The organism is Nocardiopsis chromatogenes YIM 90109 (assembly GCF_000341185.1).
Taxonomy (GTDB): Bacteria; Actinomycetota; Actinomycetes; order Streptosporangiales; family Streptosporangiaceae; genus Nocardiopsis_A; species Nocardiopsis_A chromatogenes.
Window position 1 is genome coordinate 56,855 of record NZ_ANBH01000034.1, and the last position, 13,132, is coordinate 69,986.

At 66.7% G+C, this 13,132-nt stretch carries 17 protein-coding genes; 2 read left to right on the forward strand and 15 right to left on the reverse strand.

The window, feature by feature from the left end; translation table 11 throughout:
• Window positions 1-10: 10 nt before the first annotated feature.
• The 4 genes from D476_RS0103200 to D476_RS0103215 all read right to left on the reverse strand — a co-directional run bounded on the left by D476_RS0103200 (window position 11) and on the right by D476_RS0103215 (window position 2,381).
• Window positions 11-367 carry a hypothetical protein gene (locus tag D476_RS0103200; protein WP_017622541.1) on the reverse strand — a complete coding sequence of 119 codons (357 nt, stop codon included), beginning with the start codon at window positions 365-367 and terminating at the stop codon, window positions 11-13.
• Between the two features lie 294 nt (window positions 368-661).
• Entirely contained in the window at window positions 662-1,225 is a 564-nt protein-coding gene (locus tag D476_RS0103205) for a hypothetical protein (RefSeq protein ID WP_040725088.1), read from the reverse strand.
• A 118-nt stretch (window positions 1,226-1,343) separates the two neighbouring features.
• On the reverse strand, window positions 1,344-1,517 hold the full coding sequence (locus D476_RS35960) for a DUF397 domain-containing protein (protein ID WP_017622543.1): 174 nt from the start codon (window positions 1,515-1,517) through the stop codon (window positions 1,344-1,346).
• Window positions 1,518-1,535: 18 nt separating this feature from the next.
• On the reverse strand, window positions 1,536-2,381 hold the full coding sequence (locus tag D476_RS0103215; RefSeq protein ID WP_017622544.1) for a helix-turn-helix domain-containing protein: 846 nt from the start codon (window positions 2,379-2,381) through the stop codon (window positions 1,536-1,538).
• Between the two features lie 225 nt (window positions 2,382-2,606).
• Here D476_RS0103215 and D476_RS0103220 point away from each other — a divergent pair, with 225 nt between their 5' ends.
• Both D476_RS0103220 and D476_RS0103225 read left to right on the forward strand, forming a co-directional pair.
• The gene (locus D476_RS0103220; protein WP_017622545.1) at window positions 2,607-2,996 is read left to right on the forward strand and encodes a hypothetical protein; all 390 of its coding nucleotides are present in this window, start codon (window positions 2,607-2,609) and stop codon (window positions 2,994-2,996) included.
• Complete coding sequence (locus D476_RS0103225) at window positions 2,993-3,241, forward strand: hypothetical protein (protein ID WP_152529199.1); 249 nt, start codon at window positions 2,993-2,995, stop codon at window positions 3,239-3,241. The genes D476_RS0103220 and D476_RS0103225 overlap by 4 nt, the downstream gene beginning before the upstream one ends.
• A 115-nt stretch (window positions 3,242-3,356) precedes the next feature.
• Here D476_RS0103225 and D476_RS31930 read toward each other — a convergent pair whose 3' ends face one another.
• From D476_RS31930 to D476_RS0103280, 11 genes are all read right to left on the reverse strand, one after another.
• Complete coding sequence (locus D476_RS31930) at window positions 3,357-3,881, reverse strand: aggregation-promoting factor C-terminal-like domain-containing protein (protein ID WP_017622547.1); 525 nt, start codon at window positions 3,879-3,881, stop codon at window positions 3,357-3,359.
• A gap of 103 nt (window positions 3,882-3,984) precedes the next feature.
• Window positions 3,985-4,515 (reverse strand): hypothetical protein, encoded by a 531-nt coding sequence (locus D476_RS0103235; RefSeq protein WP_017622548.1) that lies wholly within the window; start codon window positions 4,513-4,515, stop codon window positions 3,985-3,987.
• A gap of 9 nt (window positions 4,516-4,524) precedes the next feature.
• Window positions 4,525-5,589, reverse strand: a complete 1,065-nt coding sequence (locus D476_RS0103240; protein WP_239648584.1) for an OmpA family protein — start codon at window positions 5,587-5,589, stop codon at window positions 4,525-4,527.
• Between the two features lie 94 nt (window positions 5,590-5,683).
• Window positions 5,684-6,823 (reverse strand): pilus assembly protein TadG-related protein, encoded by a 1,140-nt coding sequence (locus D476_RS0103245; protein ID WP_026123185.1) that lies wholly within the window; start codon window positions 6,821-6,823, stop codon window positions 5,684-5,686.
• A gap of 113 nt (window positions 6,824-6,936) precedes the next feature.
• Entirely contained in the window at window positions 6,937-7,227 is a 291-nt protein-coding gene (locus tag D476_RS0103250; RefSeq protein ID WP_017622550.1) for a hypothetical protein, read from the reverse strand.
• Window positions 7,228-7,394: 167 nt separating this feature from the next.
• Window positions 7,395-8,096 carry a response regulator gene (locus D476_RS0103255; protein ID WP_017622551.1) on the reverse strand — a complete coding sequence of 234 codons (702 nt, stop codon included), beginning with the start codon at window positions 8,094-8,096 and terminating at the stop codon, window positions 7,395-7,397.
• A gap of 89 nt (window positions 8,097-8,185) precedes the next feature.
• Window positions 8,186-9,451, reverse strand: coding sequence for a sensor histidine kinase (locus tag D476_RS0103260; RefSeq protein WP_017622552.1), 1,266 nt, complete (start codon window positions 9,449-9,451; stop codon window positions 8,186-8,188).
• 5 nt (window positions 9,452-9,456) lie between these two features.
• The gene (locus D476_RS0103265) at window positions 9,457-10,365 is read right to left on the reverse strand and encodes a type II secretion system F family protein (protein ID WP_017622553.1); all 909 of its coding nucleotides are present in this window, start codon (window positions 10,363-10,365) and stop codon (window positions 9,457-9,459) included.
• A gap of 21 nt (window positions 10,366-10,386) precedes the next feature.
• The gene (locus tag D476_RS0103270; protein WP_017622554.1) at window positions 10,387-11,319 is read right to left on the reverse strand and encodes a type II secretion system F family protein; all 933 of its coding nucleotides are present in this window, start codon (window positions 11,317-11,319) and stop codon (window positions 10,387-10,389) included.
• Window positions 11,316-12,647, reverse strand: coding sequence for a CpaF family protein (locus tag D476_RS0103275; protein WP_017622555.1), 1,332 nt, complete (start codon window positions 12,645-12,647; stop codon window positions 11,316-11,318). The genes D476_RS0103270 and D476_RS0103275 overlap by 4 nt, the downstream gene beginning before the upstream one ends.
• 39 nt (window positions 12,648-12,686) lie before the next feature.
• Window positions 12,687-13,079, reverse strand: coding sequence for a TadE/TadG family type IV pilus assembly protein (locus tag D476_RS0103280; protein WP_026123186.1), 393 nt, complete (start codon window positions 13,077-13,079; stop codon window positions 12,687-12,689).
• Between the last annotated feature and the right edge of the window lie 53 nt (window positions 13,080-13,132).

A 13,132-nucleotide genomic window follows, 5' to 3' on the forward strand; every position in this document is an offset into this window, starting at 1 on the left:
CAGCAGGGGATCAGGAAGACAGGTGGTTCCGCGAGGACCTGCGGAGCATGAGGACCAACACCGCGGTGGGGAATACGAGGTTGATCAGGCCCTGGGGGTCGCCGAAACCGATCCGGCCCAGCGCCCCCAGGATGAGGAGGGACATGAAGACCACAGAGATGATCAGTAGTAGGCGGCCGCCCTGCGGGATGCGCAGGGCCAGGGTGAGGGCGATGATCCCGGGTATCGCGACCCAAGTGAGCACGGCGAGGATCTCAGGGCTCAAATGGCTGATGATCAGCCCGCCGACAACCTGCAGCGCGACGACGGCGGCGTAGAAGAACAGCAGGATGCGAGCCGCCTTCAGGGCACGGGGGAGAGGGCGCACGGCTGAGAGGTCTCCTGGTGATCGGCGTTGGTGCAACAATGCAGGACCTGGCAAGGAATCGTCGCCAAGCGTCCTGGAGACGCTACGGAAGGTTGACGGCGCAGGCTTGGGCCCTGGGGCCCAATCTGGGCCCAGGGGGCAATTGGTGGCCGTTCGACCAGTGGGGACGCAGTTGGCCGTTTCCGGTCGTGTGTGCACAGATGCCGTCGGTGACCGGATCAAGATGGTGGAATCCAGGAAGCCTGGTGAGCTTCGCGTTCGCCCCGGCGAGCGCGAGAAACCGACTCGCTGAGCTCAGTGCGCGTGGGTAGGAGGGATCCACTCCACTTGGCGGTGCAGGCTCTCGGGGTCCTCATGCAGGTATTCGGTCCAGCGGTCGAAGGCGCCGTGGGTGCCGATGCTGAGGCCGTCCCACTCTGAGGCCACGAACAGACAGCAGCAGTCGTCGAAGATAAGCTCCAGGCAGTCGACCACGCCCTGTTGAGGGCTGGAAGCCGGTCCCGCCGCGTACCTGGCCCGGGTCAGGGTGTTGAAGTCGCGCCCGTCGGCGAGGAGCTGCCACTCCAGGGATACAGGCATGAACTCCTCCCCGTACTCCCTGTTCAGTACGCGTTCGTCGAGGTCCTGTTCGGCGTCGTTGAGGTCGTCGGTCCTGGACACGTGAAGTCGGCCGTGCGCCCGCCGGTCTTCGATGCGCAGCATCCCATCGTCGGTGACCACGTACAGGCTGGTGTTCCACACGTTGAGGAATGGCTTCTCTTCGTGGAGCGTCCGGTCTATGTAGCCGGGGATGACGATGTCCTCGACCTTCCTCGTGGAAAGCCAAGAGAAGAGCTCCTCGGCGGATGATGTGCCCATCCTCAGCACCGTACTTGTTCGGGGGAGCTAACTGAGGTCGCATACCTGCTGGGCTCGAGTGCGTTGAACGGACAGCCTGGGGCCCGGCCGGTAGGCCGGGCCCCAGGGGGTGAGTGGTCTAGTGGTCGAGGTCCAGGGTTCTTAGGAACGCCGTCCATTCGGCGCTCGGGAACTCCAGGTGGCCCTGCTGCCGGTTCATTGTGTCGCGTACGGCGCACGCCCCAGGGGTGTCGGCGATCTCGACACATGCGCTCTCATTGACGCTGTAGCTCGACTTTCGGAAGTGAAGCATCGGATCCGTCCTCCTCGCCTATTCGATGAAGCTTCGCAGGTACGCCGCGGAGTCGGCCTTGGAGAGGGCGTCCATACAGACGTGCTCGAAGGCCGTCCGATACCCCGCCACCTGCGCTGGCTCCTCCAGATACAGCCCTTCCGTACGGGTCTCCAGGTACACGATCGACGGGTCGAGGTCCTCGGCGTAGTCGAGGATGACCATGGATCCGTGCGTCGAGGCGTGGAGTCCCGCGGAGATCGGCAGCACTTGGACCGTGACAGTGTTGACTGCTTCGGCCTGCTCGATGAGGTGGCGGAACTGCCCCCGAGCGACCTTGGGCATCGCCGCCAGCCTCAGCAGGGCGCTCTCATCGATGACGGCTCTGAAGTCGGGGGCGTCGCCACGCTGCAGGATCTTCTGGCGCTCCAGCCGGGCGCTGACCGCCCGGTCGATCTCGGCCTCGGTCCTGGCAGGGACGACCCGGGCGGTCGCCGCGGCGTAGTCGGCCGTCTGCAGAAGCCCGGGGACGACGATCGGCTGATACGAGGAGATCACCGACGCCTCGGCCTCGAAGGCCACGTAGAGATCATTGAAGACGTCCCCGTACTCGTGCCACCAACCGCGCTCCTTGGACTGACGCCCCAGGGCGAGGATGGCCTCGCGGCGCTGATCGTCGTCCACCCTGTAGAGGTTCATGAGGTCCCGGAGCGCCGAGGCGTCCGGGCGTGAGAGCCTGCCGCCCTCCATGTGGTTGAGGCGCCCCGACGACCAGCCGAGCTCCTTGCGCGCCTGCTCTACGGTGTAGCCTGCCGCCTCCCTCATACGGCGAAGCTCCAGCGCCAGACGGCGCCTGCGGATCGTTGGGCTGTGCCGGTTGGTCATATCCGCCTCAGGCTCCTGCTCGTCGCTGCCACGCCGATCATAGGGCGCGGCCTCGCAGATCGGGATAATTTTGTCAGATTGACGAAACCAGGTTGACGAGTCAATCTGACAGAGTCAAACTCGGAGGCGTCTCACATCACCGCCGTCACACGGCGGCCCGACCTCCCTTGGGGGAGCCATGTCCACTCCGGCTACGACCGCCGCCCGCCCCATGGGGGCACTCCGATGAGCGTCACCTACGCGGTCCCTCGCCTCGACGGCGACTCCTACTCCCGCTTCGTGGAACTCGCCCTGCGTTACACCCGCTGGGGCCTGGGCTATACCTCAGACGGCACCGCGCTGCTGTTCACCGCCGCGCACTCCTGTCACGACGTCGGATTCTCCTGCCGCGACCTCGACGACTTCGCCGCCCTGCTCGCCGCCACCGACCAGTACCTCGCACGCCTCTCCCGATCCCGCGCCCGGCCATTCCTCGCCGCACACGAGCGTGCGGCGGCCCGCCGCGAGGCGCGCGACGTCCACGCTTTGATGGCCCTGTCCAAGTGCCTGGGGCGCGGTGAGGTTCAGGAGGAGCTGGTCCGGCACGCCGTGTACCGCTGCGGGTGGTCCCGGTGAACGGACCCGTGCGGATCACCGACCCGACGCCGGGCATGGCACGCCTCGACCACACCGACGACGGTGAGCTGCTCCTGACTCTGGCCCCGGGCGTTCACGTCGTCCTTCGGCTCGGCCGTCACGAGAGTGCCGACCTGCAGTACGCCTACCTCCAGCGCCTCATGCGCCAGATCGGCGCCGCCCGCCGTCTCGTCCACAGGCCCGACAGCCTCGTTCGGCCCGACTCTCGAGCGACGCACAGCTGAGAACGTGAGCGCGCCGACGGATCCACGGGCAAGGAAGGGCGAGGTCCGATGCCCCGACACAGATGAGGCCGGGGAGAAGTCCCCGGCCTCACCGGCATGATTCTGGATGGCGCCGTCAGTACCAGTTCGCGCTGGCCCCCGAAGGGCTGTTCGTGGGGTTCTGCCAGAAAGCCCAGGCTTCGCAGGGAGTGTTGTAGCGGCCCTCGATGTAGTCGAGGCCCCACTCGATCTGGATCTCCGGGCTGTCCATGAAGCCCGCAGGAACATTGTGCACGCTGGGCAGAAGCTGCGGAATGCCCGCGGCGCCACTACTCGGGTTCACGGCCTTGTGGTTCCAGCCGCTCTCGTGGCTCCACAGCGTCTCGAGGCACTCCCACTGGCGACCGGTGAAGCCGCGCTCGGCGGCCAACTCCTGGCCGATCTTCTTGTTGGCCTTGTTGTCGCCGGGCCGTCCCCCCGTCGGGGTGCCGAAGGAGTACTCCTCCGGCTTCTTCGGCCGGTCAACCTCGGTCCAGGTCTTGCCGTCGCACTCGGGGCCCTCGACGAGACACACCATTTCGCGGACCAAGTTGTTGAACCGGCCGCTGGGGTCCGTCTGGACGACGGCGGTGATGATGGTCGCTGCGAGCAGGCCGAGCACACCGACTTCCAAGAACTGGACAGCGCCGTGGTCATTCTTGGTTCTTCGTTGGAGAAGACGAACGACGTCCCGCGTCATGATGCTTTACCGATCTCGGAGGGGGCTACTCGATGGGGATGTCCTTGGCAGGGGCGAAGCCGGGAACACTCAGTGACACCTTCTCCGTCTCCTGGGGGATCATGTAGGAGTTCCAGAAAGTCGCAGGCTGCCCCTCCTCAACGTCTTCGATGGAGTTGGACGGGTAGAAGTTTCCAGTGCACAGGCAGAAGCCGTCGGTGTCCTGCAGCGGGTGGTACCGGACCTCTGAAGCCTCGTCCGTGACCGTCACGGAGGAAACGCTCCGGTCGTTGTATCTGTAGAGGTTGTTCGAGTTGTGCTTGGCTTCGAACACGGCGTCGCCGGTGATCGTCATCGTCCACGTGATGGTGACATAGTCGGAGTCACCGGAACGCTGGGCCTGGTTGACCTCGATCTTCGAGCCCTCATAGTCGCTGGTGTCGGAGGCCTCGGATGTGGCGACGACCGGGAGCCCGTCCTCTTCGGCTTCATCGGCGTAGGAGGACGTCGGTAGCAGTGTGCACGTCGTCAACACCGTTGCGGCCGCGACCGAAGTCTTCTTCCAGTGCTTCTTCATGGTCGGTACCTACTTCTCGAAGGTGATGGTGACGCGGCGGTTCTTCTGGCGGCCTTCCTCGGTGTCGTTGTTCGCGACCGGGTCGCTCGAACCGTGTCCGGCCGTCTCGAAGGTCAGACCGCTGCTCTCCGTGTACTCCTCAAGGCGTTCGCGTACCTCCTCCGCGCGGTCTTCGGACAAGGGCTCGTTGATGGAGTCATCGCCGGTGTCGTCCGTGTACCCGTCGATCCTGACCGACTCGGTACCGCTGGCGTCGATCTCCTCGGCGACCTCCTCCAGAGCCGAATCGGCGTCGGATGTCAGCTCCGATTCGTTCACTTCGAAGAGAACGTCGGACGAGAGCATGATGGAGGTCTCGTCGCCGGTCTCCTCCCGCGAGGAGTCGCCGCCGAGATCGTCCTGCAGTGATCTCAGGCCGAGAATGAGCGGGTCGTCGACGGGAGTGTCGACGATCTCCTGGTCGACCTCCGCGGCCTCGCTGATGGGCACGGCCGGCATGTCGGGCGTCACCGTTGTGTTGACCGTCATCTCAGTGACGTCCTCAGGCGGGGCAGGAAAGGCGACCCAGAAGTCCAGGCTGTCGCCGGCCTCGATTCGGCGAACATCCCCCTGCCAACTCTCGCACAGGCAGTCCGTCTCTCCTGCGCGCATGAGCGGCCGGTAGCGCTGGTAGTTCTTCGTGTCGATAAGGGACACTCCGCTCGCCGAATACGGTGCACCGTCCGCGCGTGAGGGATAACGGAGGATATCGATACCCTTGACGTCTTCTTCGCCGTTATTGGTGAGCGTCATTCTGAGGAGCGCGACTTCGCCTCCATGGCGCTCAAGGGAATTCACGTCGAGTTGTAGGTCACTTCCGAGGGTCGTCGAAGAGGCGATCGACGACGCGAGTGGTCCGCCATCGGCGTTCGGCGACGATCCACCGCCGTCCTTTCCGCCTCCGCCTCCGCCGTCGCCGGATCCGTCCTCGCCCCCACCGGCGACGCATGATGTCGTGATCAGCGCAGCCGCAGCTAAGGGGAGGACGCGGTGAAGCCTGTACGAGCGATGACCGCTGGTGCTGCTCAGGCGCATGGTGTAGCCCTTCTTGCGCAAAGCTGTGAGACCAGCTAGAGGCTAGCGGATGGGGTCCGACGGGGATAGAGGGAGGTGGAGTGGGCGGGCAGGGCTAACTTGCGACCGACACGTGGATGTGGTCAATGTGGTTCACGGTGTTTCCGCCCCGTTCAGGGACCCAACGCTTGACCTGGTCCCAGTCACCGACCGGGTCGCGGCTGGGGTTCCAGATGTGGTGGTCCCACATGATGTAGAGGATGTCGAGCTCCTCGTGGTTATCGATCATCCACTGGGCCGCGGCGTCCGAACCCCGCTTGAGGTCGTCGCTGGGAACATTCCCGTTGGCGGAGACCATGTAGTCGCAGGCCCTTCCGCGCGGATGCTCGCCTCCGTCTTCCTGCGAGCGGTAGCAGCCGACGCCGTAGCGTTCGAAGACCGCACCCCACTCGCCCATGATCGCTTCGTGGGTCGCGCACATCTGGCGGGTGATGTTCTGTCCGCCTACGGCGTCGCAGGGGTAGCGGCCGCTGCCGGGACCACCGGTCAGTTCCGAGTAGATCCACTGCCCCTCACGGTCCACAAGGTCAATGTCCGTGAGGGCCTTGGCCTGTCCATAGGTCCAGATACGCTTGTAAGGGCCACCGCTGTCGGCGGCCCTGCAGGCGATGTAGCTTCCGATCTGAACCCCCAGGAAATCGAATATGGGGACGAGCTGGCAGTCGGGTATCTTGACGCGCGCGATCGCGGCGGCGTTACCGGTTGTAACGGGGATCGTCTCACCCCGCTCCTCGGCCTCTTCGATCTCCTCCTTGTCGGGGCACTCACGGAAGTTCCAATGGACGCTGCCGTCGTCCTGCAACTCGCGCTGACAGGCGTTTCCTCTGACCTCGACGCGGACGAAGTTGCCCAGCCGCCCCTGATCGTTGTCGCTGGCGCGGATGTCGGTGAGGTCGGCGTTGTTCTTGTCCGCGTACTTCTCCGCCTCACTTTTTCCGCTGCTGGCCTGCCAGCCCACGCCCCAGGGCAGGTTTCCGCCCGCGATGGTCTCGGCGACCCGGTGTTGGATGTCGCCGGCCGCGGCCAGGGCTGCCGCGTCCGCGGCGGACTGGGCCGAGGACCGCATATTGTTCGCCTCACCGAGACGGATGAACAGGACGGCAAGGGCGGTAAGGGAAAGCGCTAAGCCGACGAGGAGGTACAGGCTGGCCTGTCCTCGCTCGTCGGCGAAACGCGACGTCTGAATGAGTCTCATCGCGAAGCATTCATATGTCGGGGGAGCGGGGGTGGGGCGTCGGCCCCACCCCCGTTTGACGTTCCTTGTCGTCGATCCGATGCCCCGGAAGGCGGGAGAGCGATCCCGAGGGCTTAGTTCTCGGTCGGGTTCTCCGGGTTCTCAGGGTTCTCGGGGTTCTCCGGGTTCTCGGGGTTCTCCGGGCCGCCGCCACCGGGCGTGTTGCCGGCCTCTTCCTCGACGCTGCCGACGGCGTCGTCGATCATCGTGGCGATGGTGTCCGGGACGTCCAGGGTCCAGATCGCGGCGACGATGCCGGCGACCAGAAGGATGATGGCCCCGTACTCGACGAAACCGGCACCCTTGTCGTCCTTCTTCTCCTCGCGCTTGGCGCGGATCTCGTCGAGCTTGGTGCGGAGGCTCATTCTGATTCCCCTTCTTGTTCCGCCGTTTTCTCCGGCGGGGCTTTTGCCCTTGCGACGCTCATAAAGTTACGGGGTGGGGCCGTCGGGAGCCTAGGGCCTGCGGGCCCAACTTCTCGGCGGCGCGGGCCCAGTCCCGGCGGGGGTCCGTGGGCCCAACTCCAGGGGGCTCATCGAGGGGCCCCCGTGTTCGGTCCGACACCGTTCCACCTGGCGATCGCCTCCGCACGGGTAGTGACGCCGAGTTTTCGGAAGATGCGGTTGATGTGGTTCTTCACGGTCTTCTCCGTCAGGAACAGCTCCTGCGAGATGACCCTGTTGTTCAGCCCGCGCGAGATGGCTTCGAGTACTTCGGCCTCGCGTTCCGTCAATCCGAGATCCGAATGCGATACCTGCGCCGGAGAATCCTCTTGAGCGGACCTGACTGCCTGCAGGGCCGCCGTCGCCGCCACGGGCGACAGGGGGGTACCCGTCCCATGCGCGACCTCGGTGAGTGCGCGCTCAAGCTCTTCTGCGCTGAAGTGCCCATGGACGAGGTAGCCGGCGGCCCCCTTGCGGAGGGCGGTCCGGATGATGTCCGCATCCTCGGTGTGGGTCAGCATGATGACCTTGGCGATCTCGGCGAGCTCATCGATCGTGCTCACGCCGTCCCGCACCGGCATCCGGACGTCCAGGAGCACGATGTCGGGGTTGTGTTCTCGAGCGCGCTCCAGGGCCTCTGCACCGTTGGAGGCTTCCGCGACGACGGTGATGCCGTTGGCGGCCTCCAGAAGCGAGACCAAGCCCGTCCGCACGATGACGTTGTCATCGACGGCGAGGACGGAGATGGCCCCGGAGGAGGAGACCGGGGTGTTGGGGGAAGTGGAGGTCACGGGGACTCCTGCTGGTGATGTCAGGTTACGCCGATTGAGATGCGGGAGGGGGATCGCCGGTTCCGGTGGGGGCCGAGACGAGGCGGCGGTCACATGGTCGCCTGTGGTGCGGGGGAGGGGTCATGGCCGACCGAGGCGGGGACGGCCAGGGTCACCGTGGCCCCGCCGCCGTCCTCCGGGGAGGCGAAGACGAGTGAACCGCCGACGCGCTCAGCGCGCTCGACCATTCCGAGCAGGCCGTAGTGGCCGTTGCCGGTGCGTTCGGCGCGGATCAGGTCCTCGGGGGGTGTCCGGAACCCCACGCCGTCGTCGGTGATGGCGATGCTGTACGTCGATCGCTCACCGCCATCGGGAGCGGTCCCGATGGTCACTTCGACGGTGTCGGCGCCAGAGTGGCGCTCCACGTTGGTCAGGGCCTCCTTGACGATGGCGAGCGCCTCCAGACGTGCTTCCCCCGAAGGTTCCACCGCCGGGGCGGGGTCACCGGAGACATGTGCCCGGATCCCGCACGCCCTCGACCACTCACCGACCACCCCTCCGACCGCCTGGGCGAAGGGGATGCCGGTGTCGTCGTCCTCATGGTCCCGGAGGTCGCTGATCAGCTCCCGTGCCTGCGCCGCCGCGGCGTCGGAGGCGGCGACGATCTGCTTGGCCACGACCTCGGCGCGTTCCGGGTCCTTCTTCAGCCACAGGGGCAGGGCCTGAGCCGCCATGGCCGCGCCACGGAGGGTCTTGGCGACCGAGTCGTGCATGTCCCTGGCGAGCCGTTCCCGCTCCTCCGCGGCGGCCGCTGCGCGTTCGGCGCTGTGCCGGGCGACCTGTTCGCTCGCGAGCTCGGTGAGGATCCGCCGGATGAATATGCCCATGTAGGCAGTGATGGCGTAGAGGGCAGGATGGACGATCAGCGCCTGGTAGGTGAGGACTTCGACATGGGCGTCCATGCCCGAGACCGCGGCGTAGCCCAGCAGCGCGCATGCGTAGCTGAAGATCTGGAAGGCGACCACGAGGGCCGCATGCCGCCACTCGAAGAGGATCCCGGCGACCGCGGACGAGATGAGTGTGGTGAGGAAGGCCGGTCCCGAGGGGCCGTCCAGGACGAGGATCGCCGCTGTGCCGAGGATGTCCAGGACGGATAGGAGAGGGTGCGAGCGCAGGTAGGGGACGAATCGCTCCCAGTTGCGGGCGGCCAGCCCGGACAACAGGGCGACCGCGACCACGAGCACCAGCGTGCCGTTGGTGACGCGTTCGGCGGGAATCAGCAACAGCGCCATGGCGCACAGCAGCATGCGCAGCTGGAGCAGGAATCTGACCAGTGCCGCGAGACGGGGGAGTGTGGCGGGTACGACTCCGATCACGGGCCTCACCCGCCTCCGAACATGCTGAAGTCGGCATCCAGCCCCAGGAACATTCCGCCGCCGATCACCAGGATCAGACCGGGAAGCATGGTCGCGGCGGTGACACCGGTGACGCGGGGAGCGACCTTCTGGGCTTTGCGCCGGAGGAACTGGGCATCGTCACGGCGGATGTCGTTGCTGATCGTCATCAGCGCGTCGGTGAGCGGGGCACCCAGTTCCTCCGCCTGCTGGAGGGCGGTGACGAAGCGGCCGAGGGATTCGTTGTTGTTCCGCTTGCGCAGCTCCTTGAAAGCGTCCCGGCGGCTCGTACCCAGGTCCATCTGGCGCAGGGCGTTCTGGAACTCGTTGGCGAGGAGGCCGGGCATCGACTCGCACACGCGCGCGAGGGCCTGCCGGAACGACAGGCCGGAGCCCACCGTGACGGCGAGCACGTCGAGGAAGTCGGGGAGCTGCTTTTGGATCTGCTCCTGGCGCTGGGCCCGGTCGGCGATGATGCGCATCTCCGTCATGAAGGTGAAGGCCAGGACCAGGAGGGCGAACAACGTGGAGCCGCGGATGAGCAGTGCGATGGCCACACCGCCGTACAGGATCACCTCTCCGGCCTTGCGGGAGAGGTAGCGGTCGACGTTGAGCCCCTCGGGGCGTCCGGCGCTCTCGATCCGCTGGTGCAGCTTCTCCAGCTGAGTGTCGCTCAGCCGGGACTTGATGGCCGGCAGCAGCGGCGCCCCGATGCGCTGGGTGATCTTGTGGAGGATGAAGACGTCATCGTCCATGGGCTTCTTCGGGGCGCCGGTCGTCAGATCGGCCGCTACCTGCGCCTTCGCGGTGAGGAGGTGCACACCCCAGACGAACACGCACACGCACAGCGCCGAGGCGAGTCCGATCAGCAGGATGAGGGGGAGGGAGAGCGACATCGGGGACTCCGTGGGCAGGGGCTAGAAGTCGAGCTTGGTCATGCGCAGGACGGCGATGAATCCGATCGTGAACAGCGCCATCGTGACCAGGATGATGACGAGGCCGGCCGTGCTCTGGGCCATGGTCGAGATCGCGCCGGGCATCAGGGTGTTGATGAGGAAGTACGACCCCACGCCCATGCCGAGCATGGCGTACGCGGTCGACGTCGACTCGCCCAGGATCGTCTTGATCTCCCGCCGGGTCTCCTTCCGGCTCTCCAGCGTGTTCGAGATGTTGCGCAGGGAGCTCACCAGGGCACCGCCGGACCGGGAAGAGACGAGGAGCGTACTGATCAGCACGCCGATCTCCCGGGACGGCATGCGTTCGCGCAGGTCCGTGATCGCCTCTTCGAAGGGCTGGCCGAGCTGGATCGAGCGCGCGGTGTAGCGGAGTTCCGCCCCTGCCGGGTCGTCGAGCTCCTCCGCGGCCATGTCGATGGCCGTGGGCAGGGCGAGCCCCGCCTGTGTGGCGTTGGACAGCACGCGGGCGAGCTCGGGCAGCTGGGCGGTGAACGCCTCCTTGCGCCGCTCCTCCTGCCGCTTCAGGTAGCCGAAGATCCCGGCGACCACGGCGAAGATGGCCACGATGCCGAAGACGGGGGCGAGGGCCCTCCACAGGAACACGACGGACACGACCGAGGCGATGCCGACGAAGAGGACGAAGGTCGACACCTTCATCTCCAGGCCGGCGGTGCGCAGGCGCCGTTCCAGCTTCACGCCGAACTCCGCCGTACGGAGCATGGCGTCGAGGCGGGCCATCGGGGAGCGGCGGCGCCGCTCCAGCTCCTCCTCCAGGGTGCCGCGGGAGGCCAGCTCCCTGCGCTCGAGGGTGCCGACCCCCCATTCACGGAAACCCCAGACGCCGATGGCCAGGGTCAGTGCGGCCAACAGGAGGGCCAGAACGTCGAGACTCACTTCACTGCTCCATGGGCGACGGTGTGTGCGGGCTCGGTGAACACGGAGGGGACCACCTCGCCGGCGTTGACGATGCGCTCGATGACGGGGCCGGGCAGGGGGAAACGGTGGAAGTAGCCGTTGACCTTGCCCTGGGCGTCCATCGGCTGCGGGTCGAAACGCAGGACCGGGGTCAGCCGGAACTGCTCCCGGCGGCTGGAGGTGACCACGCCGATCTCGCCGACCCTGCGCGACCCGTCCGCGTACCGGGCGAGGTGCACGATGACGTCCACCGCCGCGTTGATCTGGTCCTGGATCGCCTCGAAGGGGATCTTGACCTCGCTCATCGAGGCGAGCGTGAGCAGGCGGTAGACGGCGTCGTCCGCCGAGTTGGCGTGCACGGTGGCCAGCGAGCCGTCGTGGCCGGTGTTCATGGCCTGCAGCATGTCCAGGGTCTCGGCGCCGCGGACCTCACCGATGATGATCCGGTCGGGACGCATGCGCAGGGAGTTGCGGACGAGGTCGCGGATGGTGACCTGGCCCGCGCCCTCCATGTTGGGGGGCCGGGACTCCAGGCGGATCACGTGCTCCTGCTGGAGCTGGAGCTCGGCGGAGTCCTCGATGGTGATGATGCGTTCGCTGTTCGGCGCGAATGCGGACAGGGCGTTGAGGAATGTGGTCTTCCCACTGCCGGTGCCGCCCGCGATGATGACGTTGAAGTGCGCGCGGACCAGCGCCGCCAGCAGGGCGCCGGTGTGCTCGTCCAGGCTCCCCTTGGCGGCGAGCTGCCGGATGGTGAACGGCTTGGGGAAGCGGCGGATGGTGATCGTGGCGCCGGTCAGCGACAGCGGCGGAATGATCACGTTGACGCGCTCCCCGGAGGGCAGGCGCGCGTCGACCATGGGGCTGGACTCGTCGACGCGGCGGTTCACCTGGGAGACGATGCGGTCGATCGTCTGCATCAGCTGGGCCTCGCTGGCGAAGGTGGTGCCGATCCGTTCGACCCTGCCGGCGCGCTCCACGTAGATGGTGTCCGGCCCGTTGACCATGATCTCGGTGACGCTGTCGTCGGCGAGGAGCGGTTCGAGCACGCCGAGCCCGAGCGCTTCGTCGACAACACGGCGGATCAGCGCACTCCGCTCCCGGTCGGACAGGACCGGCCCCTCCCGGGAGAGGAGGTGGCCCACGACCTTCTCCAGGCGGATCCGCCGCTGCTGCATGCTGAGCTTGGCGAGATCCTCCAGGTTGACCTCGGTCAGCAGACGCTGGCGCCAGTGCGTGACGCTGTTGCGGTCGTCTCTGACATCGGTGGGGCGGGAGTTCTCATCAAGGCGGTTGCGCAGTGCCATGCGGTGGCTGCTCCGTGGTGCTGGTGCGGGTCGGGCGGATCAGAGTGTGGGCATGTCGACGCGGCGCGTGATCACGAATCCGAGGTCGGCGGCGGGGAACATGAACGGCGGGGCGGCCGTGGCCTGGACGTACCGGGATCCGTCCTGCGAGCCCGAGGTGATCTCCGCCTGGTCGAGCCATGGGGGCAGGGATTCCCGCGCGGCGTCCGTGCCGGCTTGCACCCCCTGATCGGCCGCGACCCGTGCCCCGGTGCGCGCGGCGTTGTTCAGGCGCTCCATGGCCAGGAACGAGGCGAAGAGTTCCATCGCGATGACCACGATGATCAGCAGGAGCGGGAAGATGCCCGCGAACTCGAGGAACTGCGAACCGCGGTCGTCCCTTCTGCGGCGGGGGCCGCGGAGGAGCGGGGGGCTCGACCGGAAGAGCTCCATGACCATGCCTTTCTTGGGTCCGTCACCGTCGGTGCCGGGACAGTGCGCCCCGG

What these genes read in the sequence shown, in the direction of transcription:
- D476_RS0103245 (WP_026123185.1), bottom strand. Translation starts at nt 6,823, where the DNA reads ATGAGACTCATTCAGACGTCGCGTTTCGCCGACGAGCGAGGACAGGCC.
- D476_RS0103215 (WP_017622544.1), bottom strand. Translation starts at nt 2,381, where the DNA reads ATGACCAACCGGCACAGCCCAACGATCCGCAGGCGCCGTCTGGCGCTG.
- D476_RS0103220 (WP_017622545.1), top strand. Translation starts at nt 2,607, where the DNA reads ATGAGCGTCACCTACGCGGTCCCTCGCCTCGACGGCGACTCCTACTCC.
- D476_RS0103240 (WP_239648584.1), bottom strand. Translation starts at nt 5,589, where the DNA reads ATGCGCCTGAGCAGCACCAGCGGTCATCGCTCGTACAGGCTTCACCGC.
- D476_RS0103265 (WP_017622553.1), bottom strand. Translation starts at nt 10,365, where the DNA reads ATGTCGCTCTCCCTCCCCCTCATCCTGCTGATCGGACTCGCCTCGGCG.
- D476_RS0103235 (WP_017622548.1), bottom strand. Translation starts at nt 4,515, where the DNA reads ATGAAGAAGCACTGGAAGAAGACTTCGGTCGCGGCCGCAACGGTGTTG.
- D476_RS0103280 (WP_026123186.1), bottom strand. Translation starts at nt 13,079, where the DNA reads ATGGAGCTCTTCCGGTCGAGCCCCCCGCTCCTCCGCGGCCCCCGCCGC.
- D476_RS35960 (WP_017622543.1), bottom strand. Translation starts at nt 1,517, where the DNA reads ATGCTTCACTTCCGAAAGTCGAGCTACAGCGTCAATGAGAGCGCATGT.
- D476_RS0103250 (WP_017622550.1), bottom strand. Translation starts at nt 7,227, where the DNA reads ATGAGCCTCCGCACCAAGCTCGACGAGATCCGCGCCAAGCGCGAGGAG.
- D476_RS0103275 (WP_017622555.1), bottom strand. Translation starts at nt 12,647, where the DNA reads ATGGCACTGCGCAACCGCCTTGATGAGAACTCCCGCCCCACCGATGTC.
- D476_RS0103205 (WP_040725088.1), bottom strand. Translation starts at nt 1,225, where the DNA reads ATGGGCACATCATCCGCCGAGGAGCTCTTCTCTTGGCTTTCCACGAGG.